The 26,525-nt window shown below is 67.9% G+C and carries 24 protein-coding genes and 1 pseudogene; 17 read left to right on the top strand and 8 right to left on the bottom strand.

Annotated features, from left to right (window positions below; translation table 11 throughout):
• Positions 1-170: 170 nt before the first annotated feature.
• A complete protein-coding gene (locus tag LRH25_RS02985; RefSeq protein ID WP_141289869.1) occupies positions 171-1,388 on the top strand; it encodes a M23 family metallopeptidase in 1,218 nt (405 codons plus the stop codon).
• Positions 1,389-1,509: 121 nt separating this feature from the next.
• A complete protein-coding gene (locus tag LRH25_RS02980; protein WP_141289868.1) occupies positions 1,510-1,944 on the top strand; it encodes a response regulator transcription factor in 435 nt (144 codons plus the stop codon).
• A gap of 208 nt (positions 1,945-2,152) precedes the next feature.
• Here LRH25_RS02980 and LRH25_RS02975 read toward each other — a convergent pair whose 3' ends face one another.
• The 4 genes from LRH25_RS02975 to LRH25_RS02960 all read right to left on the bottom strand — a co-directional run bounded on the left by LRH25_RS02975 (position 2,153) and on the right by LRH25_RS02960 (position 5,302).
• Positions 2,153-3,004: an anti-sigma factor family protein gene (locus tag LRH25_RS02975; protein WP_231010140.1), complete on the bottom strand. Its 852-nt coding sequence runs from the start codon at positions 3,002-3,004 to the stop codon at positions 2,153-2,155.
• On the bottom strand, positions 3,001-3,537 hold the full coding sequence (locus tag LRH25_RS02970) for an RNA polymerase sigma factor (protein ID WP_141287941.1): 537 nt from the start codon (positions 3,535-3,537) through the stop codon (positions 3,001-3,003). The genes LRH25_RS02975 and LRH25_RS02970 overlap by 4 nt, the downstream gene beginning before the upstream one ends.
• Positions 3,538-3,559: 22 nt before the next feature.
• Positions 3,560-3,958, bottom strand: a complete 399-nt coding sequence (locus tag LRH25_RS02965) for a COG4315 family predicted lipoprotein (protein ID WP_170200884.1) — start codon at positions 3,956-3,958, stop codon at positions 3,560-3,562.
• 87 nt (positions 3,959-4,045) lie between these two features.
• Positions 4,046-5,302 carry a catalase family protein gene (locus LRH25_RS02960; RefSeq protein ID WP_231010139.1) on the bottom strand — a complete coding sequence of 419 codons (1,257 nt, stop codon included), beginning with the start codon at positions 5,300-5,302 and terminating at the stop codon, positions 4,046-4,048.
• A gap of 299 nt (positions 5,303-5,601) precedes the next feature.
• On the opposite strand from LRH25_RS02960, the gene LRH25_RS02955 reads away from it, so the two are divergent.
• Entirely contained in the window at positions 5,602-6,144 is a 543-nt protein-coding gene (locus LRH25_RS02955; protein ID WP_170200883.1) for a CAP domain-containing protein, read from the top strand.
• A gap of 16 nt (positions 6,145-6,160) precedes the next feature.
• On the opposite strand, the gene LRH25_RS02950 is transcribed toward LRH25_RS02955, so the two are convergent.
• Positions 6,161-6,442, bottom strand: a complete 282-nt coding sequence (locus LRH25_RS02950; protein ID WP_170200882.1) for an AbrB/MazE/SpoVT family DNA-binding domain-containing protein — start codon at positions 6,440-6,442, stop codon at positions 6,161-6,163.
• Between the two features lie 111 nt (positions 6,443-6,553).
• Between LRH25_RS02950 and aqpZ the strand changes: the two genes are divergently transcribed.
• The 5 genes from aqpZ to LRH25_RS02925 all read left to right on the top strand — a co-directional run bounded on the left by aqpZ (position 6,554) and on the right by LRH25_RS02925 (position 9,942).
• A complete protein-coding gene (gene aqpZ, locus LRH25_RS02945) occupies positions 6,554-7,237 on the top strand; it encodes an aquaporin Z (protein WP_141287938.1) in 684 nt (227 codons plus the stop codon).
• 124 nt (positions 7,238-7,361) lie between these two features.
• Positions 7,362-7,838, top strand: a complete 477-nt coding sequence (locus tag LRH25_RS02940; protein ID WP_141287937.1) for a CAP domain-containing protein — start codon at positions 7,362-7,364, stop codon at positions 7,836-7,838.
• Positions 7,839-8,004: 166 nt separating this feature from the next.
• Positions 8,005-8,676 carry a hypothetical protein gene (locus LRH25_RS02935; protein WP_141287936.1) on the top strand — a complete coding sequence of 224 codons (672 nt, stop codon included), beginning with the start codon at positions 8,005-8,007 and terminating at the stop codon, positions 8,674-8,676.
• 98 nt (positions 8,677-8,774) lie between these two features.
• Positions 8,775-9,578 carry a DUF4349 domain-containing protein gene (locus tag LRH25_RS02930; RefSeq protein ID WP_141287935.1) on the top strand — a complete coding sequence of 268 codons (804 nt, stop codon included), beginning with the start codon at positions 8,775-8,777 and terminating at the stop codon, positions 9,576-9,578.
• Between the two features lie 10 nt (positions 9,579-9,588).
• Positions 9,589-9,942, top strand: a complete 354-nt coding sequence (locus tag LRH25_RS02925; protein WP_141287934.1) for a hypothetical protein — start codon at positions 9,589-9,591, stop codon at positions 9,940-9,942.
• Between the two features lie 610 nt (positions 9,943-10,552).
• Here the strand turns inward: LRH25_RS02925 and LRH25_RS02920 are convergent.
• Together LRH25_RS02920 and LRH25_RS02915 are read right to left on the bottom strand one after the other, a co-directional pair.
• Positions 10,553-11,284, bottom strand: a complete 732-nt coding sequence (locus LRH25_RS02920) for a GNAT family N-acetyltransferase (RefSeq protein WP_141287933.1) — start codon at positions 11,282-11,284, stop codon at positions 10,553-10,555.
• Between the two features lie 33 nt (positions 11,285-11,317).
• Positions 11,318-12,211, bottom strand: coding sequence for a LysR family transcriptional regulator (locus tag LRH25_RS02915; RefSeq protein WP_231010138.1), 894 nt, complete (start codon positions 12,209-12,211; stop codon positions 11,318-11,320).
• A 90-nt stretch (positions 12,212-12,301) separates the two neighbouring features.
• On the opposite strand from LRH25_RS02915, the gene LRH25_RS02910 reads away from it, so the two are divergent.
• Both LRH25_RS02910 and LRH25_RS02905 read left to right on the top strand, forming a co-directional pair.
• Entirely contained in the window at positions 12,302-12,733 is a 432-nt protein-coding gene (locus LRH25_RS02910) for a PACE efflux transporter (protein ID WP_141289751.1), read from the top strand.
• A gap of 110 nt (positions 12,734-12,843) precedes the next feature.
• Entirely contained in the window at positions 12,844-14,547 is a 1,704-nt protein-coding gene (locus tag LRH25_RS02905; RefSeq protein ID WP_141289752.1) for a methyl-accepting chemotaxis protein, read from the top strand.
• A gap of 79 nt (positions 14,548-14,626) precedes the next feature.
• Here the strand turns inward: LRH25_RS02905 and LRH25_RS02900 are convergent, their stop codons facing one another.
• Positions 14,627-15,301, bottom strand: a complete 675-nt coding sequence (locus tag LRH25_RS02900; protein ID WP_141289753.1) for a hypothetical protein — start codon at positions 15,299-15,301, stop codon at positions 14,627-14,629.
• A 295-nt stretch (positions 15,302-15,596) separates the two neighbouring features.
• Between LRH25_RS02900 and LRH25_RS02895 the strand changes: the two genes are divergently transcribed.
• The 7 genes and pseudogenes from LRH25_RS02895 (at position 15,597) to treZ (ending at position 26,462) form a co-directional block, all read left to right on the top strand.
• Positions 15,597-15,833 (top strand): hypothetical protein, encoded by a 237-nt coding sequence (locus LRH25_RS02895; protein WP_141289754.1) that lies wholly within the window; start codon positions 15,597-15,599, stop codon positions 15,831-15,833.
• A 160-nt stretch (positions 15,834-15,993) separates the two neighbouring features.
• Positions 15,994-16,374 carry a hypothetical protein gene (locus LRH25_RS02890; RefSeq protein WP_141289755.1) on the top strand — a complete coding sequence of 127 codons (381 nt, stop codon included), beginning with the start codon at positions 15,994-15,996 and terminating at the stop codon, positions 16,372-16,374.
• Between the two features lie 54 nt (positions 16,375-16,428).
• Positions 16,429-18,510 (top strand): alpha-1,4-glucan--maltose-1-phosphate maltosyltransferase, encoded by a 2,082-nt coding sequence (locus tag LRH25_RS02885; protein ID WP_231010137.1) that lies wholly within the window; start codon positions 16,429-16,431, stop codon positions 18,508-18,510.
• Positions 18,507-21,974, top strand: a complete 3,468-nt coding sequence (treS, locus tag LRH25_RS02880; RefSeq protein WP_231010136.1) for a maltose alpha-D-glucosyltransferase — start codon at positions 18,507-18,509, stop codon at positions 21,972-21,974. The genes LRH25_RS02885 and treS overlap by 4 nt, the downstream gene beginning before the upstream one ends.
• Before the next feature lie 28 nt (positions 21,975-22,002).
• Positions 22,003-23,223, top strand: coding sequence for an amylo-alpha-1,6-glucosidase (locus LRH25_RS02875; RefSeq protein ID WP_231010135.1), 1,221 nt, complete (start codon positions 22,003-22,005; stop codon positions 23,221-23,223).
• A gap of 93 nt (positions 23,224-23,316) precedes the next feature.
• Positions 23,317-24,606: pseudogene (locus tag LRH25_RS02870) on the top strand (glucose-1-phosphate adenylyltransferase); the annotation flags it as partial.
• Positions 24,606-26,462 (top strand): malto-oligosyltrehalose trehalohydrolase, encoded by a 1,857-nt coding sequence (treZ, locus tag LRH25_RS02865; RefSeq protein WP_375142151.1) that lies wholly within the window; start codon positions 24,606-24,608, stop codon positions 26,460-26,462. The pseudogene LRH25_RS02870 and the gene treZ, both read left to right, overlap by 1 nt.
• Positions 26,463-26,525: the final 63 nt, after the last annotated feature.

The following is a 26,525-nucleotide window of genomic DNA, read 5'->3' as shown; positions in this document are numbered from 1 at the left end:
GTGCAGCGGCCAGTGCGGCCCCAGAGCCTGCATGCTGGCCAAGGCCGGCGCCACACGCCAGCGGCCTAGCGGCAGAGCTGGCGTAGGCCAGGACCTACGAAAGCGCATGGCTAAACTCCGCGCCGAAGACCGCGCGGCGCTGCCGATGCGCCCACACCCGAAAGGATCGAATGAGAAGCTCCCACCCCAGCGCGCACCCGGTGCGGACCTGGCGACGCCGGATGTCAGTGGTGATGGCCTGGAGTTCGTTGCTGCTGTTGGCTGCAGCCGCAACGGCAGCGGAGGAGCCGGCACCGATAGAGGCGCACGCAGTGTTCACGCCGCAGGCAGTGCCGGGCAGCGATGGCTTTGTGCACCTGGCCTATGAGCTGGATGTCACGAACTTCTATGCCGGCACCGGCCCGCTGAATCTCGGCCTGCTGGAGGTCTTTGCCAGCGGGGCCAGCAAGCCCCTGGCCAGCTTCAGCGGCGCAGCGCTGGCCGGGCTGCTGGGCCCGGGCAAGGCACTGGAGGCCAACAACAGCCTGCCCATAGAGGCCGGCATGCATGCCGTGCTTTTCGTCTGGCTCACGCTGCCCAAGACCCAACCCCTGCCGGCGCTGCTGCGTCACCGCCTGGTGTTCAAGACTGCAAAAGGCCAGACGCAGGTGGCCACGGACGTGCCGGTGGCAGTCGACTCGACGCGGCCCGTGGTGATCGCGGCGCCGCTGCGGTCCAACGCCAAGGCCGTGCAGTGGCTGGTCGATGAAGGCCCGGGCCATGCGCAGTCGCACCACTGGGGCAGCCTGGTGGCAGAAAACGGTCGCCTGACGATTCCTCAACGCCACGCCATCGACTTCTTCGGCCTGGATGCCAAGGGCCACGCCATCACCGTGCCGTCAGACAAGCTGGCGAGCAGCCTGCCTGGCGACTGGACCGGCTTCGATGCGGAGGTTGTGGCGGTGGCAGACGGCGTGGTGCGCAACGCGCGCGACGGCGTGCCGGACCACCGGCCACTGGCGCCGATGGAACAGCCCACCGAGATGACGGCGGAGGCGCTGTACGGGAATTTCGTGATCCTGGAGATTGCACCCCACGTCTTCGTGCACTACGCGCACCTGCGCCAGGGCAGCCTGCGCGTGAAGACCGGCGAACGCATCCAGCGGGGCACCGTGCTGGCGCGGCTGGGCGTGTCCGGCAGCGCCGGAGCGCCCCACCTTCACTTCCATGTGGCCAGCTCGGCGGGATTCGCCCCGTCACAAGGGTTGCCGTTTGTCTTCGAGCGCTTCACCTTGACGGGCCGAGGCAGCGAAGACGACATGCTGGACCTGTCGAAGGACGCCTCACTCGACCACCCGGTCGGCATGCGAGGGGTGATGCCGCTGCACGGCGACCTGATCGGTTTCTAGTTCGGCTCATCGCCCTGTCAGACAGGTCTTACAGCAGGCCGGGTTGCCGATCCCTGGCAGAGGTGGCCCCCGCTTTGCCACACTGGGATCAGGGTGCCTCGGGCAGCCCGCACTGCCCACCATGCCCCACACCCTGAACGCCTATTTGGTCGAGGACAGCCGCCTGATCCGCGAGAACCTGACGGCTGCCCTTGAAGAAATGGCGGCGGTGAGGATCGTGGGCTGGGCCGAGGGTGAGTCCAAGGCGGTCGCGTCGCTGGCGGCATTGAGCGCCGCGCCGGCAGACCATGAACTGGACCTGGTGCTGATCGACCTGATGCTGCAACAAGGCTCGGGCCTGGGTGTCCTGCGTGCGGCCTGCGGCAAGGGCCCGGGCCGGCATGCGCGCTGTGTGGTGCTGACGAATTACGCAACGCCGGACATGCGGCGCGAGTGCCTGAAACTCGGCGCCGACCGGGTGTTCGACAAGTCCAACGAGATTGATGCGCTGATTGACTATTGCCTGTCGCTGGCCAAGGCCGGCCCGCCGCCAACGGCGGCAGCGGCACCCGTTTGATCCGGCAAACAAATGGGGTCAGAGTCAATTTATCTCGGCACACGTGCGACTTCGCATTGAGGTATCTCAAGATAAATTGACTCTGACCCCATTTGTTTGCTGACCCCATTTGTTTGAGGCACGTTGGGTGGCAGGGCGAACGGTGGAAATGCCGAAGCCGCGTGGATTGGCGAAGTCGCCACGCACCCAAGAAACTCGCGCCCCCGGTCTACTCACTCACCAGCTGCCGATACACCTCATTCGACACATCCGCCAGCACCTGCCGGCCGGCGTCGGCGGTGATCGCGTAGCCGTAGGCGCCGTCCACCCAGTAAAAGACATTGACCCGGCCTTCGCGGGCGAAGCGGAAGGCGGTGGTCGGCATGGCGCTGGCGGGTACACCGGCGTGAGCCGGCGCCGAGGCCGCGCCGGCGGGGCCGAGTTCGTTGGAGACGTAGACGGTGAGCTTGCGGCCTTCGCTGTCGCGGTACATGAACTGCGCGACCGGGCCCTGCCCGCCGGGCAGCAGCCGGCCGCCTTCGAGCGCGTAGCCCTGGGCCTGCAGATGCGGTGGCTTCATCGCCGCGCCCATGCGGCGCGAGAGCCAGGTGCTGAGCTGTTCCTCGTGCGCAGCGTCCAGCTCCACGGCGCGGCGCTGGTCCGGGCTGAAGACGGCATGGGCCACCGCGGCGCGGCGGGCGAAACCTTCGGGCGAACGGGCGGCGGCCAGCGCCAGCGCGGTCGCATCGCCACCTGCCGGCAGTGCGCTGCGCATGCCCCAGCCAGCGCCGGTGCCCAGCAACAGCAAGGCCAGGCCCGCAACCCAGCGCTGCGCATACCAAGGCTGTCGCGGCGCCGCAGCGCGCAGCAGCCGGGCCGGCGCGGCTTCGTCCAGCACCGGGTCGAACAGCGCGCGCAGCGCGGCCTTCTGGCCCCGGTAGTCCGCCAGGCGCGCAGCTTCTTCCGGGCGTGAGGCGAGGTAGGCCTCGATCTCCTGCTGGCGTGCGGCCGGCAGCTGGCCGTCCAGCCAGGCGTGCAGCTCGGCTTCGGTGACCGGCGTGTCCGCGTCTTCGGGCCTCATTTGACGACCTTCAAAGTGGGCCGACCCGCGACAGCAGCCGCGGACAGCACCGGTTCGTTCATCAGCTGCCGCAGCCGCTCGCGGCCCCGCGACAGGCGCGACATCACCGTGCCCATCGGCAGGCCCAGTGCCTGCGCCACGTCCGCATAGGCCATGTCTTCCAGCGCCACCAGCAGCAGCACTTCGCGCTGCTCGGCCGGCAACTGGGCCAGCGCGCTTGCCAGGTCCCGCAATGCCAGGCCTTCGGTTTGACGCGCTGGCTCGGCCTGCTCCGGCAGCGCCTCGCCTTCGGCCAGTGCCACGATGTTCAACCGGCCGCGGCGGTGGCCGTCCACGTGCAGGTGGTGCATCAGGCTGAACAGCCAGGCCCGCATGTCGGCCACGCCGCGCCACAGCCCGGCCTTGGCCCAGGCACGCTCCAGCGTGTCCTGCACCAGGTCGTCGGCATCGTCACGGTTGCCGGCCAGCGCCCGCGCATAGCGGCGCAGGCGCGGCAGCCAGGTCAGCAGTTGCTGCGGGTCGTCGTGCTGCACGTGCGGGCGCGGCCGTCCAGGATCATTCCGGAATGATGTGCCAGACGTCCTTGAACTTGTCGCCGCTGCGCTCGCCGGCGGCCTTGTCGGCCTCGTAGTAGTACAGCGGCTTGCCCTTGAAGGCCCATTGCTTTGCGCCGTCGTCGCGCGTCACCAGCGTGTAGTCGCCGCTGGGCATGTCGCCTGCTGCGGCCACCAGCGGCGGCCAGAGCTTGGCGCAAGGGCCGTTGCAGACGCTCTTGCCGCTGCCGGCGGTGTCCTTGTCGAAGGTGTAGAGCGTCATGCCGTTCGGGCCGACCAGCGCGCCCTTGCTGAAAGCCGGTGCGGCCGCCTGGGCCAGGCCGGCCAACGCCATCAGGCTGCTCATCAGCCCGGTCGTGAACACCAGGCGCCAAGTGGTCTGCATGCGAATCTGCGTCATCAGAATGTCTCCCATCGGTGAGTGAACCGCCCCGCCCCCATGGCGCGGCAGCCGCTCACTTTGACGCAGACGGGCCCGGCGCGGGGTTTATTCCACCGGCCGCGAAAAATTTCCCGGCGGCTCGGCGCCACGCAACGCCATGCCTTCGCCCGGCCAGGCCTGCTGGCCGGCTTCGCCGAGCACGGCTTTCAGCGCCGCGAGCGAACGCGGCTCGACGACAGGCGTGGGGTTGTGCGCCGCGCGGAATTCGGCGGCCATGCGGTAGGCCGCCTGGCGGATGCGCATGATGGCGCCCAGCGGCCGGTGCGCGGCCAGCGCATGCCAGGGGCTGAAGGACATGCCATCATCGATCGCCACCGACAGTTCCCGGCTCCAGCCCGGCTGAGGCCCGGCGCGCAGCATGGCCACCGGCACATACGGGCTCAGCACCTCGGACCACGGCTCGGACGGATCTTCCAGCGGCATGCGGGCCAGGTCGGTGCACAGCTGCACGCGCAGCTCCCACGCGCCGCCCTCGCGGGCGAAATGCGCCTCCACCGCCAGCCTCAGCGCGTCATGGTGGGCGTCCAGGTCGACCGGGTGCTGGCGCAGCGCGAGCAGCGAATCGTCCACCGGCACCAGGCAGAACTTGGCCATGTAAGGGCCCCACAGCACCGGCAGCTGGCCGTAGTAGCGGTCACCCAGCGGGTGCGTGGGCGGGTGCGCGCCCAGCGCCTTGAGCGAGTTGAGCTCGGTGTCGGCCTTCTCGGCCCAGCGCTCCAGCCCGCGCAACACCACCGAGAGCGCCTGCTTCAGGCTGGGCAGCCTGTCGGTCGTGGCGGCCACCAGCTTCACGCTGCGCAGGAACTGGCGCGCGCTCTTGGCGCTGAAGTTCGGGCTGTCGACCATCAGGAAATCCTGCGTCGTGTCGCCCTCCGAGCCCGGCACCCGGTCCCCCGGCACACCCACCAGCTTCAGCGCGAAGCCACGCGGCGTGGACACTGCGTCATGCAGCAGGTCGCCCGGAATGGTCGACAGCCGCATCACCGCCGGATAGCGCCCCGGCTGTGAGAACACGCCCTGTGCATAGGCCGGCGGCAGCTTGTCCAGGACTTCCATTTCCCCCAGCAGCAGCCCGTGGCTCTTGGCATGCACCGAGCGGTACGCGTGGCCTTCATCCTTCAGCACCTTCTCGCTGATGCCGCGCATCGCCGCGACCAGCGCCTCGCCGGTCCTCTCCTCGTCTTCTTCCAGGAACTCGAACGAGGGCTGGTAACGCAACGGTTGCAGCGTGAACGGATCCGGCAGCTTGGGGTCATCCAGCGTCGAATCGTGTGTGGCGTGCGCAGCGGCAGGCAAAGTCATGCGCGGCTCCTCGGCAGTGAAACTGCGCCAGCCTAGTCTTCCGCCAAAAGGCCGGACGTAGGACGGCGCCGCGATCACGCCAAGGTCCCTTACATCCTTCTCGAACAGCAACACCCGCCCGGCGCCGGGGGAATCGACAATCGCCCCGCACCCACACCCGAAGTCCCCCAGCTGATCACATGCGCCTCCATCCCCGGCTCCTGGCCACCGCGGCACTCACCTGCTGTGCCACCGTCACCGCCCCAGCCCAAGCCCAGGACATCACAGTCAGCTGTGCAGAAAGAGGAAAGCCCGGCCCCATGGCCCAGCCGCTGCTCGAAGAGGTGAACCTCCTGCGCACCAACCCGAGGGAATACGCCAAATTCGTCGAGGAGCGGCTCCGCAACATGGACGCGCAAGGCTTCTACAAATCGGAGGGCGTGTCCTACGCCAGCGTGGAAGGCCGCGCCGCCGTGGCGGAAACCATCGCGTTCCTCAGGAAGGCACAGCCGGTCAAGCCACTGGTGCTGTCGAACTGCCTGTCCAACGCCGCGCAAGGCCACGTGGCCGAACAAGGCCCCGAGGGCGCCACCGGCCACTACAGCGCAAACGGTGCCAGCCCTTCGGACCGCGCCACCCGCCACCTGTCCGGCACCGCTTACTGCGGTGAAAACATCAGCTACGGCATGCCCACACCGCGCGACGTCGTCATCCAATTCGTGGTGGACGACGGCGTGCCCACCCGTGGCCACCGTGAAAACCTGTTCAAGGACGACTACAAGTCCGTGGGCTTCGGCTTCGGCCCGCACAAGAAATTCGGGTTCATGGCGGTGGAATTGATGTGCATGAATGCCATTCGGTAGAGGAGGGCCAGTTCCCTCAGACAGCGCCCTGCGGCACGGCGCGCTGCACACGCAGCCGGAGACCGTCGGCTTCCTCCGTCACTTCCAGACGCGCACCAGGATTGAGCCCGAGCCGGCGACGCATGTCTGCCGGCAGCACCACCTGACCCTTGGATCCCGCATGCCGCCAAATCCACCCAGCCGGAAGACGCCTCGATGCGACGCACGCAGTGGGCGGAGGGCGGCGCCAGCTCGTGAACTGGTTCACGGTCTTGTTGGCTTGCTTCCAATGGGTGACGGTGATCGTGCGATGGGTCACGCAACTGCTTTTTGAGCCACCAAACGCAGGCGGCCTGCAGTTACAAACCGCACCCTTGCTGCCCATTCGGGTTGCGGCAAGTCATCCGTGAAATTCATTGAGGAGGTCGATATGCAAAAGTACGCCGCAGAGTTTGTGGGCACGTTCTGGCTGGTGCTGGGCGGTTGTGGAAGTGCGGTGCTGGCTGCCGCGTTTCCAGGGGTGGGCATTGGGCTCTTGGGGGTGTCGCTGGCCTTCGGTTTGACGGTGTTGACCATGGCCTATGCGATCGGCCACATCAGCGGTTGCCACCTGAATCCGGCCGTCTCCATCGGGCTGTGGGCGGGCGGCCGATTCTCGGCGCGCGAGCTGGTGCCTTACATCGTGGCCCAGGTGCTGGGCGCCGTGGCCGCAGGCGGCGTGCTGTTCCTCATCGCGTCCGGCAAGGCCGGCTTTGACGTCGCTGGCGGCTTCGCATCCAACGGGTTCGGCGAGCACTCGCCAGGGGGTTACTCCCTGTTCGCCGCGCTGGTGTGCGAAGTGGTCATGACGGCCCTGTTCCTGATCGTCATCCTCGGCGCCACCGACGAGCGCGCACCCAAGGGATTCGCACCCATCGCCATCGGCCTGTGCCTGACCCTGATCCACCTGATCAGCATCCCGGTGACCAACACCTCGGTCAACCCCGCGCGCAGCACCGGCGTGGCGCTCTTCGTCGGCGGTTGGGCAGTCGAACAGCTGTGGGCCTTCTGGCTCGCCCCGATCGCTGGCGCCCTGATCGGCGCAGGGGTCTACCGCGTCATCGGCAAGCGCTGAGCGCCCCCTCAGACCAGAAGCTTCACGCCTGGCTTTTCAAGAGCCGCCCGGCAGCGCAGCAGCATCACCAACGACTCGCCGAACCAGTGCCTTCCGTTCCGACCAAACACCGGACATCGGCCAGATGGTCGGACAACTGTTCGGCAACTCCAGCGGCTACGAGCAGGCGGGCATGCTCAACCAGATTCTGGCGACGCTGGGCCCCGCCGCCGCAGCCTCTCTTGCCGGCGACGCGCTCAGCCGGGTGATGGAACAGCCGGTCAAGCCACTTGTGCTGTCGAACTGCCTGTCCAACGCCGCGCAAGGCCATGTGGCCGAACAAGGCCCCGAGGGCGCCACCGGCCACTACAGCGCAAACGGTGCCAGCCCTTCGGACCGCGCCACCCGCCACCTGTCCGGCACCGCCTACTGCGGTGAAAACATCAGCTACGGCATGCCCACGCCGCGCGACGTCGTCATCCAATTCGTGGTGGACGACGGCGTGCCCACCCGCGGCCACCGTGAAAACCTGTTCAAGGACGACTACAAGTCCGTGGGCTTCGGCTTCGGACCCGCACAAGAAATTCGGGTTCATGGCGGTGGAGTTGATGTGCATGAATAACATTCGGTGAAGTCGCCCGCTCGGCGACGATGCACGCCGATGAGCACCCCCTAGAACGACGATCGGCGCGTTCAACCGGTCGTCGGAGAATTCGCTTCGTTTGACCGTAAGACAACCCATCCAACACCCGCGGCAAACAACGTCAGTCAAATCACTGGAGGGAACCATGAACCGATCACTTTCGATCCTGGGTGCGGCAGCGTCTACGCTCATCGCGAGCAGTGTCTTCGCAGCGCATCCGCAGGCCGCTGCCGCACCAAGCAACACCGCTGCATTCAAGGCCACCGAGACTTTGGTCACGGCGGCAGAGCCCGACACGGGCTTGTCGACGCTGTACAGCAACTTCAGCAAGGACGCAGCAGCCGTCTACGACTGCTGCACTGGCTGGTCCGTCGCGGGTCCAGCTGTTTTCGATGGGGTGGCTTACGACATCGGCATGCCGTTCACCCCGCGCTTTGACGGCATCGCGAAGCGCATCAAGCTCGCTGCGGGCTACACCTACGGTCCCGACATTGCGGTGGTAAGCCTGCGAGCTGACGAGAACGGTCTGCCAGGCGCCGTGCTGAAGAAATTCGACATCTCTGACATCCCTCAATTCGGGCTTTGCTGCGAGCGCGTCTCTGGCGACCTGGGCAAGGGCGTCCTGTTGTCTGCGGGAACGCAGTATTGGGTGGTGATGTCGACCAAGAAGAAGACGCCCGACGCGGACATCGCATGGAACGCGACCGTCACCGCGTCGCCAACGCCCATCGCATACGCCAGGGACGGTGTCTGGTTCCCCGACGTGGGCCGCGCCTCGGCCTTCAAGGTGCTGGGTGTGCGTGCTGAGTCGAACTGATTCAGCGAGTACCTGACTCACATGCCTGCGGCGGTGACATCCCGCTGGCGCCGCAGTTCCTGCTGCGCCAGCCCCACATCCGTCACTTCAGGGATTCCATGCGCCATCCTTTCCTCGTCGCCCTGCTGCTGATCTGCCTCACCGGATGTTCGAGAAACAACGAGTCTTCGCAGGTTGCTTCTCGGATGAGTTTCGAGCGGTCCGGCACATCGGCAAAGGCAGCGCCAAATCGCCATCTTGCGGTCCAGCACGCCATCACCGTGGACGTCACGGAGCCGCAAATCGCCTCGGTGTATGAGGCGGGCCAGGCGGCCTGCCGGGAGGCGACATCCGAGGCTTGTGTGGTGCTGGAGTCGGAACTGACGGCAGGACGACGACCCTTCGCCTCGCTCAAGTTTCGCGCCAGACCCGCTGGTATCCAGAAGCTCATGGCCACCTTTGGCGCCCAAGGTGCCGTCACCAGTCAAACCTCCAGCGCGGAAGATCTGACGGCGCCGGTGGAAGACACGGCCCGAAAGGTGGCCATGTTGACGGAATACCGGGCGAAGCTGGAAGCACTGCTGTCACGCCCGAGCGCTGATGTAGACGCATTGATCAAGCTCACCAAGGAATTGGCTCAAGTGCAAAGCGACTTTGAAGCCATCAAGGCTCAGCAGGCCAACCTCATGCAAAGGATCGACACGGAAATTCTCAACGTGTCCATCTCCGCCACCGAAAACCGCGCGTTCCTGGCGCCGGTCAACACAGCGCTTGCTGATTTCACATCCAACCTTTCACAAGGTATTTCCGGCGCGATCACCGGCGTCGCCTACCTCGTGCCGTGGTCGCTGCTGCTGGCGCTGTTTGGGTGGATCGGCACGAAGCTATGGCGCCGCCAACGTCGTGCAAAGGCGAGGGCCTGAAGGTACGGCGATGACCAGCAACCAACACCGACTGTTGACAGCAATGCTGGTATCAGCGCTTGCAACCGCCTGCGCCAAAGGCGGCGTGACCTTTACCGTTCGCAACGCCGGGGACAGCGTGATGGCCGGAGTCGTCGTCCAGGTCACAGGCAAGGCGTACCCCGTGGGTGATTTGTTGCCTGGCGAATCAAAGTCGATGACGCTGGCGCCGACAGGCGAGTCCCACGTCGAAATAGCCCAGATCGGGAATCCTAAACTCGTCGTCGATTGCTATTTCGAGCCCGGCTACGAAGGCACCATTGAGGCGAGGTTGACGGAAACCAAAGTGGTCGCCGTCAAGAGCCAGTTGCGGCTCTCTCATTGATCCAATTGGAACTGTGAAAGCTTTCGAGGCCGCATAAGATAAGGGCTTGGTCTTGCAATCGAGGGCTAACGCCCTTGAGCTGCAAGGTATCGCCAAGGCTAAAGGCCTGGATCGGAACACACGAACCACTCCCATCGTTTTGAGCATACGACTCGTTGCGCGCCGGAATGACCACCCGAAGCTCAAATTCGGTCACGCGATCAACCTCGCTGGGAACTTCGTATCGCGCCAGGAGAAGGCCTGACCGTCCTCCTGAGAAATATGGGACCGGCTCTGGAACACAGGACAACTCAAGCGTCCTTTCTGCGCCGCGCAACACGATGCTGATGCGAGCGCCGAGATCGTACGTGGAAGCGACTGTTGGCAAGCAGCCGCGCGAGGCCAAACCAATGACATAAGTCCCGTCGGCTGGGTGAACCACCGACCCAGTGATCCGCGATGATTGCCGGAGAGGAACCGCCGGACAAGCAAAGACGGTCACCGGCCTTTTGAAGGCGCGCACCAGTGCCCGAAACCGGGCTGGCAGATTCTCTTGGTTAGGCTTCATGACAGTCGGCAAGCCTTGCCGCCAAAGTCTGCACGGTGACCCATCCTGTCGATTCTTGATCCATTACTCCTTCACCCGATACCAATACCGATACACCTCGCCAAACCCCAACACCTCATACAACTTGATTGCCCCGGCATTCGTGCCCGTGACCTGCAGGTACGCACTCTGAGCACCTTGCGCCCGCCCCCACGCCAACAACGAGTTGCAGAGTTCGCTGGCCAGGCCTCGGCGGCGCAGTGTGGCGTCTGTGGCGATGTCGAACAAGCCCAGCTGGCCATCGACCAGCACACCGAGGCCGCAGGCGGCCGGGCGGCCGTTCCGTTCGAGCAACGCGAACGCGCTGGGGTGCTGGATGGTTTGCAGCATCTGCAGGTGAATGGCCTGCTCGGGGCCGAGCTTGCCGGAGACGGACTGGAAGGCTTCCAGCCAGGGGGCGGCGTTCGTGGTGGCGGGTTGGGGTGCGGTGGCGTCTGCGCTGCTCAGGGGGCGGTGCATGACCAGCGAGGTGTCGACATGCTGGTAGCCGCGGGCAGCGAGTTCGTCGTCCAGGCCTTCGGGCCCTGCGAAGGACGTGAGGCGGAAGATGGGGCGCAGGCCGCGTGCCGTGAATCGCGCCTCGATGGCTTCGATCTGCGCGCGCGAGAGGTCTTGCGCCGCCGCTGTCGCGTTCGCCGAGTTGGCGCGCTTGGTATAGCCCTGGGCGTATCGCAAATGCCAGCCGAAGAGGTCCTCGTGTTCGAGACTCGGCCAGGCGGCGAAGGCGGCGGTTTCGAGGGCGTGCAGCGGCGACATCAGGCGGACCGGTGAAGCGACAGAAGCGTCGCATCATAGGGGCGGCTCGCTCCGCAGACCTTCCCGCAGCAGCGCCAGGTAACGCTGTGCCACGCTGCTCAGCGGGCGCTCACGGTGCCACACCACGTCCACCCACAGCGAGACCTGGTTGCTCATGTTGTCGAAGGCCAGTTCGACCAGTTCGCCCTGGCCGGCGGGCGGCAGCATGGAGCGGGGCAGGAAGGCCCAGCCCAGACCGGCTTCGACCAGGCGCACGGCCGCCATGTGGCTGCCAGCTTCCCAGCGGTTGGCCGAGTGCACCAGGCGCGGGTCGTGGCCGCCGGCCTTGCTGCCGACCAGGATCTGGCGCGTCTCCTGCAGCGTTTCGCTGCGCAGCGGGGCGCTGCCGTCCAGGCCCGCCAGCCAGCTGCGCGAGGCCGCGGCCACCAGCACCTCGCAGCCCAGTTCCTCGAAGCCTTCCCAGGCTTCCAGCGCATGCCGCTCGAAGACCAGCGCCAGCTGCACCTCGCCTTCGCGCAGCAAGGCCATGGCCTCGGCCTGGGGCAGCACGCGCACGTCCAGCTCCAGCGGCGGGAAGGCCTGGGCCAGCGCGGCCAGCGGCGCATGCCAGCGCGCGCCCACCAGTTCCGGCGCGATGGCCAATGACAGCCTCGGCTGCGGCGCCTCGTGCAGCGCCAGCGCCTGCGCGGCCAGGCGCTGCAGGTGGCTGGCGGCCAGCCTGGCCTGCGGCAGCAGCGCGCGGCCGGCCGGCGTGAGCGGCGTGCTGCGAGGCTGGCGCTCGAACAACTGCAGGTCCAGCTCGGCCTCCAGCTGGGCAACAGCCATGCTGACAGCCGAAGGCATGCGGCCCAAAGCGCGGGCCGCGGCCGAAAACGAGCCGTGATCCACCACGGTCAGGAACACGCGCACGGCTTCGCTGCTGAACATGCTGTCAGCTTAACTGACAGCAGCCGACTGGCAGCTTTCAGCCAGCAACACTACGCTCGCGGCTTTTCGCATGTTGGAAGAGGTGCCCCGATGAATGGGCCAGGATTGCAAGGGCTGCGCCGCAGGGTGCTTTACGTGACCCTCTTCGAGGTGGGTGCCATCGCGGCCAACAGCCTGATCATGCAGGCGCTGGGCCACCCGCTGCCGGCGGCCGGTGCCGTGGCGGTGGCGGCCTCGGTGGCCGCGGTGCTGTGGAACATGGTGTTCAACGCGCTGTTCGAGCGCTGGGAAGCGCGGCAGACAACACGCGGCCGCAGCTTTGCGCGCCGGGCGGCGCACGCGGTGCTGTTCGAAGGTGGACTGACGCTGCTGCTGGTGCCGGTGATGATGCTGTTGCTGCAGATCAGCTTCTGGCACGCGGTGTCGCTGGAAGTCGGCCTGATCGCCTTTTTCCTGGTCTACACCTACCTGATGAACTGGGCCTTCGACGCGGTGTTCGGCCTGCCGGCCTCGGCGGCCTGAACGACGAAGGAACAGGCCAGTCAACTTTGCCTCGCGCTTTCCGATATCACTGCCGAGGGCTCACCCAAGCGTGAGTGTGTCTATTCCAGACGTCACAAGGCAGAAGCAGAATGAGATCCATCAAGCAGTTGTTCGGAACCGCACTGATCAGCACGGCCATCGCCACGCTGTTGCTCGTCATGTCGATCTATCAGGTGGGCGCAGCGAGCGACAGGCTGTCGGCCGCGCACGAGTCGCGCCACGTGTCTGCACTGCTGGCCGACGAATTGCGTCAAAGCTCGGATGACCTGACCCGCCTGGCGCGCACCTACGTCGTCAGCGGCGACCCGATGTGGGAGCAGCAGTACTTCGAAGTGCTGGACATCCGCAATGGCAAGAAGCCGCGCCCGCCCGGCTACGAAAGAATCTACTGGGACTTCCGCGCGGCCAACATCGTGCCCTCCGGGCCTGGCCATGAAGGCAGCAGCGCCAGCGTGCCGCTGCTGGACAGCATGAAGGCTGCTGGCTTCACGCAAGCCGAGTTCGCCAAGCTCAAGGAAGCCGCGGCGAACTCTGACGACCTGGTCAAGACAGAGACCATCGCGATGAACATGGTGAAGGGCCAATACGCGGACGGCAATGGCGGCTTCAGCAAGACCGGCGAGCCCGACCGGGCGCAGGCCCAGGCCTTGATGCACAACGCCGACTACCACCGCTACAAGGCCAAGATCATGAAGCCGGTCGACGAGTTCTTCGGCATGCTGGACCAGCGCACGGCGGCGGCGGTGGCTGACGCCAACGCCTTGCGCCGGCACTGGTACGCAGCGGCGCTGGCCAGCCTTGCGCTGGTGATCGTGTCGGCAATCGGTTCCCTGTTCTACGCGCGGTCCTGGATCCAGCGCCGGCTGGGCGCCGAGCCGGATGCCGTCGTTGGCGCGATGAACAGCATTGCACAGGGCAACCTGATCCTGAGCCCCATCCATGGCAAGGCGAATTCGAGCAGCGTGATGGCCGCGCTGACGCAGATGACCGCCAGTTTTGCGAATGCCGTGGCGATGGTCCGCAGCTCGGCCGAAGGCGTGGCCACGGCCAGCGGGCAGATCGCCCTGGGCAACCAGGACTTGTCGGGCCGCACCGAACAGCAGGCCAGCGCGCTGCAGCAGACCGCCTCCACGATGGAAGCGCTTGGCGGCACCGTGCGCAACAACGCCGACAGCGCCAAGCAGGCCCACCAGCTGGCGCACGGCGCATGTGCCGTGGCCGCACGAGGCGGCGACGTCGTCGGCCAGGTCGTCACCACGATGCAGGGCATCAACGACAGCAGCCGCAAGATCGGCGACATCATCGGCGTGATCGACGGCATTGCCTTCCAGACCAACATCCTCGCCTTGAACGCGGCGGTGGAAGCCGCCCGCGCTGGTGAGCAGGGCCGCGGCTTCGCGGTGGTGGCCTCCGAAGTCCGCAGCCTGGCGCAGCGCAGCGCCGAGGCGGCCAGGGAGATCAAGTCCCTGATCGGTCGCAGCATGGCGCAGGTCGAGCAAGGCACTGTTCAGGTCGATCAGGCCGGCGTGACCATGGGCGAGATCGTCAGCGCCATTCAGCACGTCAGCAGCATCGTGGCCGAGATCACGTCGGCCAGCACCCAGCAGAGCCACGGCGTGCAGCAGGTGGGCATGGCCGTCAGCCAGATGGACCAGGCCACCCAGCAGAACGCCGCGCTGGTCGAAGAGAGCGCCGCTGCCGCAGAGAGCCTGAAGGCCCAGGCACAGCAACTGGTGCAGGCCGTGGCGGTGTTCAAGCTGTCGCCGCAAGCCCAGGCTGGCGCGGCCCATTGAGCGTTGCGCCCCGCGTGACCCCCGGAATGCGCTCAGGGCCCCGAAAGGCCCTGAGCGCATGCCGTTCTCGGCGTCTCGCTCAAGGTTCGGCGTTGAGCCCGGTTTCCCAGAGCGCCTCGGGCGCCACGAAGATCGAGCGGTCGGCCGGGCCGGCGTCGTGGCTGGCCAGGCGCAGCCAGGCGACGGTGTCGTGGTGGGTGCCGGGCACGCGGTCGGTCGAGCGTTCGGTCATCAGCCAGGTGTGCAGCCGGGCGTAGAGCTCGGCATGGTGCTGCTGGGCCCAGGCCAGGCCGACCAGGTCGGCATAACCTTCCTCGCGGCGCACCGCCTTCATCTCGCGGTAGTCGGCCTGCAGCTCCGGCGCGAGGCCTTGCGGCTCCTGCCAAGACAGGCCTGCGGGCAGGCCGTACCAGGCGCCGTCCAGGTGACGGCGGCAGTGGGCCAGCTCGTGCGCGGCCATCAGCTCCAGCGCGGGGTTCTGCAGTTCGGGGGCCAGACGGTCCAGCGTGGCCTGGGCTTCGGGGTTGCCGCGCAGCGTGAAGACCAGCTTGCAGCGGCCTTCGACAAAAGCCATCGCGATTGGCGCCGCACCGGGACCGGGCTGCGGCTGCACCACGATGTCCAGCGGCAGCCGGCTTTCCTTGGCAAAGGCGACGACCGGCCAGACGGCCTTCATCCAGCTGGTTTCCAGGGCCGTCAGCTCCGCTGCAGCGACCGGCAAGCCTGCCAGGTTCTGCACAAGACCGAGGCTCACAATGGCCCACCCCCGGGCCCACAAAGACTGCTTCACAGGCATCTCCGGCATTCCACGACGCATTGCACGCAACCTTAGGGCCAGCCTGCTCCGTGTCTTCGGCGGAAATGAGGGGTGGCATGAAGCCTGTTACATCCGCGGCGCGGCGGTCACCGCTGCGGCAATTTCTGCATCGCGCGGCGCGGGGCCCCGCCGGCCTACCTGCAGAGGGCCGCCTGGGCACGGTGATTGCCGCGGAGGTGGCGTCGGCACACCGTCGGCGTTTGTATCGAAGCCATCGTCCAAGGAGACCATGATGAGTCAACAAAACCGCCCCAACGAAGCGCAGCAAAAGCAGCAGGAAGCCAGCCAGCAAGGCCAGGGCAGCGGCCAGAAACGCCCGCTGGACCCGCAGCAGCAACAGCAGCAACGCAGCGGCACCCAGGGCCAGCAGGGCCAGCAAAACCCCAAGGACCCGCAACAGCGCAACCAGAACAATGCCAACCAGCAAGGTGACAAGCGCCAGCCCGGCTCTGACGATCAGCAACGCTGATGAATGCCGCGCCAGCCTGCGCCGGAGGCGTGGGCCGGCGCGGCCGTCGGCACGCCGATTGCCAGGGCGGACTCGGTGGCTTGCAACCCCGAGGTTTTCGGGCAGCAGGCCCTGTTGTCCATGTCATGCCCAAGCGCTGCGGGCAGGAAAGTGCCCCGTGATGATCGACCTGTCCGCCCTCGCCCCTGTCGTGTTGCAGACGCCCGCCCTCGCTCTCGCGCCGGCCCAACGCACCCGCCGGCCACCCAGCACCAAGGCCCTGCTCACCTGCAGCCTGGGGCTGGAAGAGCGCGCGGGTGAGGAAATGCTGCTGATCCCCGCCGGCCCCTGCACGCTGGAGCGAAACCAGCGCCGCATGCTGCTGCGCTGGGTGGACGACGCGGGGCCAGGCGTGGCGAGCGTGTCCACCTCGCTGATGCGCTGCCTGCTGGCACGGGGTGTCTTGAAACAGGACCCGCCCAAGCGTGCCAACACAGGCGGCAGGATGCCGGCGATCCACGCTGCCCGTGCGGCCAGCACCTTCGGTGCCGTGAGCGCCTGAGCCCTGCCCTGCCCTGCCCTGCGGCGCGGCACCGGCCGCCGGGGACGCATCGGCATGCCGATTGCCGACACCGGCGGCATGTCCGATGTTGCCGCCGAGACCCGTTTCCTTGCTGGCCCTGAACTTCCGGCCGATGGCCGCGTACGCGTGGTCATCGCCGCGGTGCAACCGAGCATCGACCACGGCCGCTTTGCTGCCAAATGCGTGGCCGGCGAGCCCTTCGAGGTCAGCGCCCACGTCTTCACTGACGGGCACGACCAGGTGCGCGCCAGGCTGCAATGGCGGCCCGAACGGCAGGACGACGGCAGCGCCTGGCGCGAAGTGGAAATGAGCGCCGCCGGCAACGACGAGTGGACCGCCTGCTTCGTGCCGCCCGCACCGGGCCGCTACCGGTACCGCGTGGCCGCCTGGGTGGACGCGCTGCAGTCCTGGCGCCGCGAGCTGGCCCGGCGCGTGGAGCCGGAAGACATCCAGGCCGCGGCCCGCGTCGGCGCCCGGCTGCTGGCCGACGCAGCCGAGCGCGCCGGCCCGGGGCCGGACGTGGCGCCCTTGCTCGCCAGCGCGCAGGCGCTGCAGGCCGGCGGCGCCGCGCCCAGTGACCCGGTCGCGCTGAAGGCCCTGGCGCTGGATGCCACGCTGGCCCAGCTGGCCGACCGCCACCCCGACCGTTCGCTGCAGCTCGTGCACCCGGCCGAACCGCTGCCGCTGGTGGCCGACCGGCTGCGCGCCCGCTACAGCAGCTGGTACGAGCTGTTCCCGCGCTCGGCCTCGCCCGAGCCGGGCCGGCACGGCACGTTTGCCGACGTCGAAGCCCGCCTGCCCTACATCGCCGAGATGGGCTTCAACGTGCTGTACCTGCCGCCCATCCACCCGATCGGCCGCGAGCGGCGCAAGGGGCGCAACAACACGCTGCAGGCCGAGGCCGGCGACGTGGGCAGCCCCTGGGCCATCGGCGCGGCCGAAGGCGGGCACCTGGACATCCTGCCGGCCCTGGGCACGGCGGACGACTTCCGCCGGCTGGTGAACGCCGCCAAGGAACGCGGCATCGACCTGGCGATGGACATCGCCTTCCAGTGCGCACCGGACCATCCGTGGGTCGCCGAACACCCGGACTGGTTCCGCCACCGGCCGGACGGCAGCGTGCAATACGCAGAGAACCCGCCCAAGAAGTACCAGGACATCTACCCCTTCGACTTCGAGTGCCAGGACTGGCGCGGCCTGTGGCAGGCGCTCAAAAGCGTGTTCGAGCATTGGATTGCGCAAGGCGTGACGATCTTCCGCGTCGACAACCCGCACACCAAGTCGTTTGCCTTCTGGGAATGGGTGATCGCCGAGCTGCGCCAGGCGCGGCCTGAGCTGATCTTCCTGGCCGAGGCCTTCACCCGGCCCAAGGTGATGCACCGGCTGGCCAAGCTGGGCTTCACGCAGTCGTACACCTACTTCACCTGGCGCCACAGCCGGCAGGAGCTGACCGACTACTTCACCGAGCTCTCGCAAGGCCCCGGCCGCCACTATTTCCGGCCCAACGTGTGGCCCAACACGCCGGACATCCTCAGCGAGCAGCTGCACGGCGCCAACCGCGCGATGTTCTCGCTGCGGCTGGTGCTGGCCAGCCTGCTGGCCGCCAGCTACGGCCTCTACGGCCCGGCCTACGAGCTGCTGGAGAACCGCCCCGCAAAACCCGGCAGCGAAGAGTACCTGGACTCCGAGAAATACCAGCTGCGCCACTGGCAGCTCGACGCACCGGACAGCCTGCGCAACCTGATCGCAAGGCTCAACCGCCTGCGCCGCGAGCACCCCGCGCTGCAGGACAACGCCGGCCTGCACTTCCACGCCAGCGACAACGACAAGCTGCTCGTCTGGTCCAAGCACGACCACGCCCGGCGCGACCTGATGCTGGTGGTGTTGAACCTGGACCCGCAGCAGATCCAGGTCGGCTGGGTGGACCTGGACCTGGCGGCAATGCAGCTGGCCGCGGACAGGCCGTTCCGTGTCGACGACCTGCTCAACGACCAGCACTTCCTGTGGCAAGGGCCGCACAACTTCGTGATCCTGGACCCGGCGCGCACACCGGCCCATGTGTTCCATGTCCGCCCGCATCCGCGCAACGAGCTGGACTTCAAGGACTTCGCATGAACGCCCCGCTGACCCCCAAGCTCGACACCCCGGACCTGCAGCAAACGGCCCAGCCCGCGCTGGTCCCGGCCGGCACCGCCACGCTGGACGCTGGCGCCATCACCCCGGTGCCGACCGATCCGGCGCTTTGGTACAAGGACGCGGTCGTCTACCAGCTCAACGTCAAGGCCTTCGTCGACTCCAACGAAGACGGCGTGGGCGACTTCCTCGGCCTGGCCAGCCGGCTGGACTACGTGAAGGAGCTGGGTGTCAACACGCTGTGGCTGATGCCCTTCTACCCCTCGCCGCTGCGCGACGACGGCTACGACATCGCCTACTACACCGACGTGCACCCGCAATACGGCACGCTGGACGACTTCAAGCTGATGCTGGCCGAGGCCCACAAGAGGGACCTGAAAGTCATCACCGAGCTGGTCATCAACCACACCTCGGACCAGCACCCCTGGTTCCAGGCCGCGCGCCGTGCGCCGCCCGGCTCGCCCGAGCGGGAGTTCTACGTCTGGAGCGAGACCAACCAGAAGTACCTCGGCACGCGCATCATCTTCACCGACACCGAGACCTCCAACTGGACCTGGGACCCGGTGGCCGGCGCGTATTTCTGGCACCGCTTCTTCAGCCACCAGCCGGACCTGAACTTCGACAACCCGGCCGTGCTGGAAGCCATCCTGAAGATCATGCGCTTCTGGCTGGACCTGGGCGTGGACGGCTTCCGGCTGGACGCGATTCCCTACCTGGTCGAGCGCGAAGGCAGCGCCAGCGAGAACCTGCCCGAGACGCACGCCATCATCAAGCAGCTGCGCGCGGCGATCGACCGCGACTACCCCGGCCGCTTCCTGCTGGCCGAGGCCAACCAGTGGCCCGAAGACGTGCGCGAATACTTCGGCGACGGCGACGAATGCCACGCGGCCTATCACTTCCCGCTGATGCCGCGCATGTACATGGCCATCGCGCAGGAAGACCGCTTCCCGGTGGTCGAGATCATGCAGCAGACGCCGGACATCCCCGACAGCTGCCAGTGGGCCATCTTCCTGCGCAACCACGACGAGCTGACGCTGGAGATGGTGACCAGCAAGGAACGCGACTACATGTACAGCACCTACGCGGCCGACCCGCGGGCGCGCATCAACGTCGGCATCCGCCGCCGCCTGGCGCCGCTGCTGGACAACGACCAGGAGCGCATCAAGCTGATGAACAGCCTGCTGCTGTCGATGCGCGGCTCGCCCATCATCTACTACGGCGACGAGCTGGGCATGGGCGACAACGTCTACGTGGGCGACCGCAACGGCGTGCGCACGCCCATGCAGTGGAGCCCGGACCGCAACGCCGGCTTCAGCCGCGCCGACCCGCAGCGCCTGTACCTGCCGCCCATCATGGACGCCATCTACGGCTACCAGGCGGTCAACGTCGAGTCGCAGACGCGCGACCCTTCCTCGCTGCTGAACTGGATGCGCCGCCTGCTCAGCGTGCGCCAGAGCACCCGCGCCTTCGGCCGCGGCGAGCTGGTCTTCCTCACGCCGGGCAACCGCAAGGTGCTGGCCTACCTGCGCGAGTACGAAGGCGAGACCATCCTGTGCGTGGCCAACCTGGCGCGCAGCGCGCAGCCGGTGGAGCTGGACCTCGCGAAGTACCGCGGCCGCGTGCTGGTGGAGATGATAGGCCGCACGCCGTTCCCGCCCGTCTCGGACCTGCCCTACCTGCTGACGCTGCCGGCCTACGGCTTCTTCTGGTTCCGCCTGGCCGAGAACGCACCGGTGCCCGCCTGGCACACCACCCCGCTGTCGGACGACCGGCCGCTGCTGGTGATGTTCGATGGCTGGCGCAGCCTGTTCCCGGAGCAGGTGCTGCCCTCGCGCACCGGCCTGGCCCAGAAGATCCGCGCGCGGCTGGAGAATGACACGCTGCCGCGCTACATCGAAGGCCAGCGCTGGTACGCCGCGCATGGCGAGGCCATTGCCAGCGCGAAGCTCGCCGAACGCTGCGTCTGGGCGCCTGGCCCGGCGGACGGCGTGGCCGCCCTGGTGGCGCGCGGCGAGCGCTGGCTGCTGCCGCTGGTCACGGTGGAAAGTGCCGCGCAGCCGGCCACCGCAGCCGAACCGCCGCGCTACTTCGTGCCGCTGTCGCTGGCCTGGGAAGATGGTGGCGACGAAGACCGCTGGCGCCAGCTGTCACCCGCCGCCATCGCCCGTGTGCGCCAGCAAGGCCGCGTCGGCGTGATGGCAGACGCCTATGCCGACGAAGGCTTCTGCCGCGCCGTCGTTGCGGCCATGGGCGCCGGGCTGGACGCGGCCGGCGAAGTGGGCGAGTTCCGCTTCCGCGCCACGCGCGCCTTTGCCGAACTGGGCGGCGAGGAAGTCGGCAGTCTGGCCGTCACCCGCGTGAAGGCGCAGACCAGCAACACCATCGTCACGCTGGGCGACAGGCTGTTCCTCAAGGGCTACCGCCGCGCGCGCGCCGGGCAGAACCCGGAAGTCGAGATGGGCCGCTTCCTGACCGAGGTGGCGCAGTTCCCGAACTGCGTGCCGCTGGCCGGCACGCTGGAGCATGTGGACAGCGAAGGCCGCTGCACCACGCTGGCCTGCCTGCAGGCCTATGTCGTCAACCAGGGCGACGGCTGGGCCTACAGCACCCACTACCTGCAGCGCTACCTGGAGCTGTGCATGGCCAGCGGCGAGCCGCCGCAAGGCCACGCCGGCTACCTGGCGCTGATCCGCACGCTGGGCCAGCGCACGGCCGAGCTGCACCAGGCCCTGGCCAAACCGACCGGCGACCCGGCCTTCGACCCCGAGCCACTGACCGCCACGGACCTGCAGGCCCATGTGCAGCGCCTGGCCGCCGAAGGCGAAGCCGTGCTGGACAAGCTGCAGGCGCGCCAGGGCGAACTCACCGGCGCCTGCGGCAACGAGGTGGCCGGCGTGCTGGCGCTGCGCGAGCACCTGCTGGAGCGCCTCACGGCCCATGCCACCCAGCCGCCCGCAGCATGGAAGACCCGCTACCACGGCGACTACCACCTGGCCCAGGTGCTGCTGACCAAGGACGACTTCGTCATCACCGACCTCGAAGGCGAGCCCGGCCGCAGCGTGGACGAGCGCCGGGCCAAGGACTCGCCGCTGCGCGACGTGGCCGGCATGCTGCGCTCGTTCAGCTACGCCCGCCTGGCCGCGTTGCGCGCCGCAGCCACCACCAGCGAACACATGGCCCAACTGGCGCCGCTCTCGCAACAATGGGAAAGCGAAGCCCGCACCGCCTTCCTGGCCGGCTACGATGAAGCGGCCCGCTCCAGCACCTCGGCCGGCGGCCTGGCCCTGTACGACCATGCGCTGCTGCCCGGCCAGGGCCTGCTCGGGCTGTACGAGCTGGAGAAAGCCTTCTACGAACTGCGCTACGAGCTGGACCATCGGCCCGACTGGGCCTGCATCCCTTTGCAAGGCATGCTGGGCCTGGTCGAACAAGCTTCGGCCGGCTGACAGGCCGCTCAACGAAAGGACCGCCCCCGTGTTGCTCACGACCAGCCCGTCCCCGCCGCTCACCGGCCACGCACTGATCGATGAAGGCACTCGCCGCTCGTGGCAACTGCTGGAACGCAATCTGTCGCCGCAAGGCGTGCTGGCGGCCAGCCGCACCGCCGCGGCCGAGGCGCGCAGCTACACCCGCATCTTCGGCCGGGACGCCGCCATCTGCGTGCTGGCCATGGCCGGCAGCGGCCTGCCGGCGCTGGAGCGCGCCGCTGTGGACAGCCTGGCCTCGCTGGTGCAGTTCCAGGCGCCCAACGGGCAGATCCCGAAGTACGTGGACCCGGAAGGCCGGGACGCCGACTTCTGGTACCTCGGCTGCATCGACGCCACGCTGTGGTGGCTGATCGCGCTGCAGCATGTGCGACAAACCAGCCCGCTGGCACACGAGACCGAGGCCTGGGCGCCGCAGGTCGCACTCGCCATCCAGTGGCTGCAGGCCCAGGAGCACCAGCGCTTTTTCCTGCTGCAGCAGAACGAGGCCAGCGACTGGGCCGACATCATGCCGCGCTCGGGTTTCGTGCTGTACACCAACGCGCTGTGGTTCCAGGTCAAGACGCTGTACGGATTGCCGCAACAGAGTGAAACCCGCTACCACTTCAACCACCTGTTCCACCCTCAGCAGGGCGACCTGCCGGACTACCGCCGCGCCCGGCTGCTGAGCCACTACGCCCGGCGCGAGCGCCGGCACCCCGAGCTGTACCTCAGCTTCGTGAACCTCTCGTTTGCCGGTGACGAGGGCGACGTGTTCGGCAACCTGCTGGCCGTGTTGTACGGCCTGGCCAACCGGCCGATGGCGCAGCAAATCCTGCGCGCGCTGCAGCAGGCCGGCGTGGCCGATCCGCACCCGGTTCGGGTGGTCACCACGCCGATTGCCGAAGACGACGAACTCTGGCGCGCCTACATGGGCCGCCACCAGCAGAACCACCCGCACCAGTACCACAACGGCGGCATCTGGCCCTTCGTCGGCGGCTTCTGGGTCATGGCACTGGCCAAGCTCGGCCAGGCCTCTGCAGCACGCGACGCATTGGTCCGCCTGGCCGAGGTCAACCGCATGGACGACTGGCGCTTCACCGAATGGCTGCACGGCCAGACGCTGGCACCGATGGGCATGCTGGGCCAGAGCTGGAATGCCGCGACCTACCTGCTGGCGCAACGCGCGCTGGGCGGCAAATCCGCCCCTGCATCGCTGCCCGAAGGCTGACGGCGCCCCGGCTGGCACAGCCCTTGTAACGGCATGCCGATTGCCGTCTCCGTTGAAACCCTCTTTCTTTCAACGGCCCTCGCGGGGAGCGACATGGCATCGATACACAAGACCTTGGGCATTGTCCTGGCTGGCGGCCAGGGCACGCGCTTGCATGCGCTGACACATCAGCGCTGCAAGCCGGCGGTGCCATTCAACGGCAAGCACAGGCTGGTGGATTTCGTGCTCAGCAACCTGCTGAACTCCGGGCTGACTTCGGTGCACCTGCTGGTGCAGTACCAGGCGCAGTCGCTGGTCGAGCATGTGCGCCAGGCGTGGAGCTCGGCGCCTTACCTGCCGCCGCACTTCGTCAACCTGGTGCCGCCAGCACCGACCAGCGAACACGGCTACCTGGGCACCTCTGACGCGGTGTGGCAGAACATCCGCCTGATCGAAGAGGCCGCGCCGGATCACGTGGCCGTGTTCGGTGCCGACCACGTGTACCGCATGGACCTGCGCCAGATGCTGGACGCCCATGTGCGCAACCGGGCCGACGTGACGGTCGCCACCGTGCCGGTGCCGTGCGAGCACTGCAGCGGCTTTGGCATCGTCGAGACCGACGCGCAACTGCGCATCACCGACTTCCGCGAGAAGCCGCAGCAGACGCGCGGCATGGCCTCGCGCCCCACGCATGCGCTGGCCTCGATGGGCAACTACCTGTTTTCCACCGAGGTGCTGCTGCGTGAACTGCGCCGCGGCGCAGAAGCCGGCGAAACCGATTTCGGCACCCACCTGCTGCCGCGCCTGGTCAAGGGCCACCGCCTGCTGGCCTACGACTTCGCGGAGAACCAGGTGCCCGGCACGCATGCCTTTGAGGAGCCCGCCTACTGGCGCGACGTGGGCACCATCGACGCCTACTTCGAAGCCCACCTGGACACGCTGGGCGTGCAGCCGCGCTTTCGCATGACCAATCCGCAGTGGCCGATCTACGGCTCGCAGGATGCATCGGAGTCGGCCCAGATCGAGGCCGGGCTGATCCGCCGCTCGGTGGTCGGTTCCGGCTGCGTGGTCGACGGTGCGCGGCTGGACCATGCGACGCTGCGCCGCGCGGTGCACCTGCAGCCCGGCGCCGAGCTGGACCATTGCATCGTGATGGACCGTTGCGTGATCGGCGCGGGCGCCTCGCTGCGCCGGGTCATCGTCGACCAGGACAACCACGTCCCGCCGGGCGAGCGCATCGGCCACGACGAAGCCTACGACCGCATGCGCTTCCACGTCAGTCCCAGCGGTGTGGTGGTGGTGCCGCGCGGCCATTTCCGCAGGCCGGCATGATCGAAGACGACACCCGAGTTGACACGGCACCCGGTTCGGCGGCTCAGCCTCGCCTCGGGTTTGAACACGGCATGCCGTTCGGCGCGAACCTGCTGCCGGACGGTGGCGCGCGCTTTCGGCTTTGGGCACCGGCCCCGCTGGAGGTTTCGCTGCGCTTCGAAGGCCAGGCCGCGGCGCTGCGCGTGGCCGCACCGGTGAGTGCCGACGGCTGGCGCGAGCTGGTGCTGCCCGAGGCCCAGGCCGGCGACCATTACCAGTGGCTGGTGCGTGCGGACGACGGCGAGCAGGCCGTGCCCGACCCGGCCTCGCGCAGCAACCCGCAAGGCGTGTTCGAGCCCTCCGTGCTGTGCGACCCGCTGGCCTTCGACTGGCCCGCCACCGAGGCCGAGTGGCGCGGCCGGCCGTGGTTCGAGGCCGTCTGCTACGAGCTGCACCCCGGCTGCTTCACGCCCGAAGGCACGCTGGACAGCGCCGCGGCTCAGCTGCCGCGGCTGCAGTCGCTTGGCGTGAGCTGCGTGCAGCTGATGCCGCTGGCCAGCGCACCCGGCCGCTTTGGCTGGGGCTACGACGGCGTGCTGCCGTATGCGCCACACCCGGCCTACGGCGAGCCCGAGGCGTTGAAGCGTTTCGTTGCCACTGCGCACGCGCTGGGGCTGATGGTGATGCTGGACGTGGTCTACAACCACTTCGGCCCCTCCGGCAATTTCCTGCCGCTGTACGCGCCCGGCTTCTTCGCCGAGCGCCACCACAACGCCTGGGGCAAGGCCATCAACTTCGACGGAGAACACAGCGGCCCGGTGCGCGAGTTCTTCATCCACAACGCGCTCTACTGGCTGGAAGAATTCCGCCTCGACGGCCTGCGGCTGGACGCGGTGCACGCGATGAAGGACAACAGCTCGCCCGACATCCTCGAAGAACTCTCGCTGCGCGTGCGCGAGCAGTTCGCCGGCCGGCAGGTTCACCTGGTGCTGGAGAACGACAGCAATGACGCGCGCCGCCTGCCCGGCCTGCCGCAGCCCGGCGCCTACGATGGCCAATGGAGCGGCGACTTCCACCACACGCTGCACGTGCTGCTGACCGGCGAGACCGAGGGCTACTACGCCGAATACAAGGACGCACCGCTGGCCCAGCTCGCGCGCTGCCTGTCGCTGGGCTTTGCGCGCGTCGGCGAGCCGCACTTGAATGCGGAGGAGGCACGCGCTGCCAACCCGCGGCGCGACGCGACCGAGCCGGTGCCGCTGCCGGCCACCGTCAACTTCCTGCAGAACCACGACCAGATCGGCAACCGCGCCTTTGGCGAGCGCCTGGCCACGCTGGTGCCGGACGAAGCAGCCCGCCGCCTGGCCGCCGGGCTGCTGCTGCTGAGCCCACCGGTGCCGCTGCTGTTCATGGGCGAGGAATGGGGCAGCGACACGCCTTTCCTCTACTTCGCCGACTGGCAGGGCGAGCTGCAGGACATCGTGCGCGAAGGCCGGCGGCGCGAGTTCGCGCACTTCTCCGCCTTTGCCGACGCCGGCACCCGCGCCCGCATTCCCGACCCCTGCGACGAAGCCACGCTGCGCCGCTGCCGGCTGGATCCGGCCGCCGTGCCGCAGCAGCCCGCCGCGCAAGCCTGGTGGCTGTTCCACCAGCGCCTGCTGGCCTGGCGCGCCCGCGTGCTCACGCCGCGCCTGCTGCAGTTGCGCCATGGCGCGCACGAAGCCGAGCTGCTCGGCGGCCAGGGCCTGCTGCTGCGCTGGCGCTTCGACGACGGCGCCGAGCTGCTGATGGCCGCCAACCTCGGCGCCGTGCCGCTGGCGCTGCCCCCCATTGCCGCCCTGGGCGACAACCACTACGCCGGCGACGGCTTCACGCTGGGCGAACAAACCGAAACCCTGCTCGGCCCCTGGGCCGGCCGCTGGCGCTGGGCGCATGACGAGACCGAATGAATCATCCACCCTTGAAGACACTGGGCGGGCCGAGCGCCGGGCCGCTCCCAAGGCGGCCCGCAT

The organism is Ideonella azotifigens (assembly GCF_021043325.1).
Lineage (GTDB): Bacteria > Pseudomonadota > Gammaproteobacteria > Burkholderiales > Burkholderiaceae_C > Ideonella > Ideonella azotifigens.
The sequence above is the reverse complement of the archived record's forward strand: the minus strand, read 5'-3'. Positions and strand labels throughout refer to the sequence as shown.

What these genes read in the sequence shown, in the direction of transcription:
- LRH25_RS02985 (WP_141289869.1), top strand. Translation starts at nt 171, where the DNA reads ATGAGAAGCTCCCACCCCAGCGCGCACCCGGTGCGGACCTGGCGACGC.
- LRH25_RS02980 (WP_141289868.1), top strand. Translation starts at nt 1,510, where the DNA reads ATGCCCCACACCCTGAACGCCTATTTGGTCGAGGACAGCCGCCTGATC.
- LRH25_RS02975 (WP_231010140.1), bottom strand. Translation starts at nt 3,004, where the DNA reads ATGAGGCCCGAAGACGCGGACACGCCGGTCACCGAAGCCGAGCTGCAC.
- LRH25_RS02965 (WP_170200884.1), bottom strand. Translation starts at nt 3,958, where the DNA reads ATGACGCAGATTCGCATGCAGACCACTTGGCGCCTGGTGTTCACGACC.
- LRH25_RS02960 (WP_231010139.1), bottom strand. Translation starts at nt 5,302, where the DNA reads ATGACTTTGCCTGCCGCTGCGCACGCCACACACGATTCGACGCTGGAT.
- LRH25_RS02955 (WP_170200883.1), top strand. Translation starts at nt 5,602, where the DNA reads ATGGCCCAGCCGCTGCTCGAAGAGGTGAACCTCCTGCGCACCAACCCG.
- aqpZ (WP_141287938.1), top strand. Translation starts at nt 6,554, where the DNA reads ATGCAAAAGTACGCCGCAGAGTTTGTGGGCACGTTCTGGCTGGTGCTG.
- LRH25_RS02940 (WP_141287937.1), top strand. Translation starts at nt 7,362, where the DNA reads ATGGTCGGACAACTGTTCGGCAACTCCAGCGGCTACGAGCAGGCGGGC.
- LRH25_RS02935 (WP_141287936.1), top strand. Translation starts at nt 8,005, where the DNA reads ATGAACCGATCACTTTCGATCCTGGGTGCGGCAGCGTCTACGCTCATC.
- LRH25_RS02930 (WP_141287935.1), top strand. Translation starts at nt 8,775, where the DNA reads ATGCGCCATCCTTTCCTCGTCGCCCTGCTGCTGATCTGCCTCACCGGA.
- LRH25_RS02925 (WP_141287934.1), top strand. Translation starts at nt 9,589, where the DNA reads ATGACCAGCAACCAACACCGACTGTTGACAGCAATGCTGGTATCAGCG.
- LRH25_RS02920 (WP_141287933.1), bottom strand. Translation starts at nt 11,284, where the DNA reads ATGTCGCCGCTGCACGCCCTCGAAACCGCCGCCTTCGCCGCCTGGCCG.
- LRH25_RS02915 (WP_231010138.1), bottom strand. Translation starts at nt 12,211, where the DNA reads ATGTTCAGCAGCGAAGCCGTGCGCGTGTTCCTGACCGTGGTGGATCAC.
- LRH25_RS02910 (WP_141289751.1), top strand. Translation starts at nt 12,302, where the DNA reads ATGAATGGGCCAGGATTGCAAGGGCTGCGCCGCAGGGTGCTTTACGTG.
- LRH25_RS02905 (WP_141289752.1), top strand. Translation starts at nt 12,844, where the DNA reads ATGAGATCCATCAAGCAGTTGTTCGGAACCGCACTGATCAGCACGGCC.
- LRH25_RS02895 (WP_141289754.1), top strand. Translation starts at nt 15,597, where the DNA reads ATGAGTCAACAAAACCGCCCCAACGAAGCGCAGCAAAAGCAGCAGGAA.
- LRH25_RS02890 (WP_141289755.1), top strand. Translation starts at nt 15,994, where the DNA reads ATGATCGACCTGTCCGCCCTCGCCCCTGTCGTGTTGCAGACGCCCGCC.
- LRH25_RS02885 (WP_231010137.1), top strand. Translation starts at nt 16,429, where the DNA reads ATGCCGATTGCCGACACCGGCGGCATGTCCGATGTTGCCGCCGAGACC.
- treS (WP_231010136.1), top strand. Translation starts at nt 18,507, where the DNA reads ATGAACGCCCCGCTGACCCCCAAGCTCGACACCCCGGACCTGCAGCAA.
- treZ (WP_375142151.1), top strand. Translation starts at nt 24,606, where the DNA reads ATGCCGTTCGGCGCGAACCTGCTGCCGGACGGTGGCGCGCGCTTTCGG.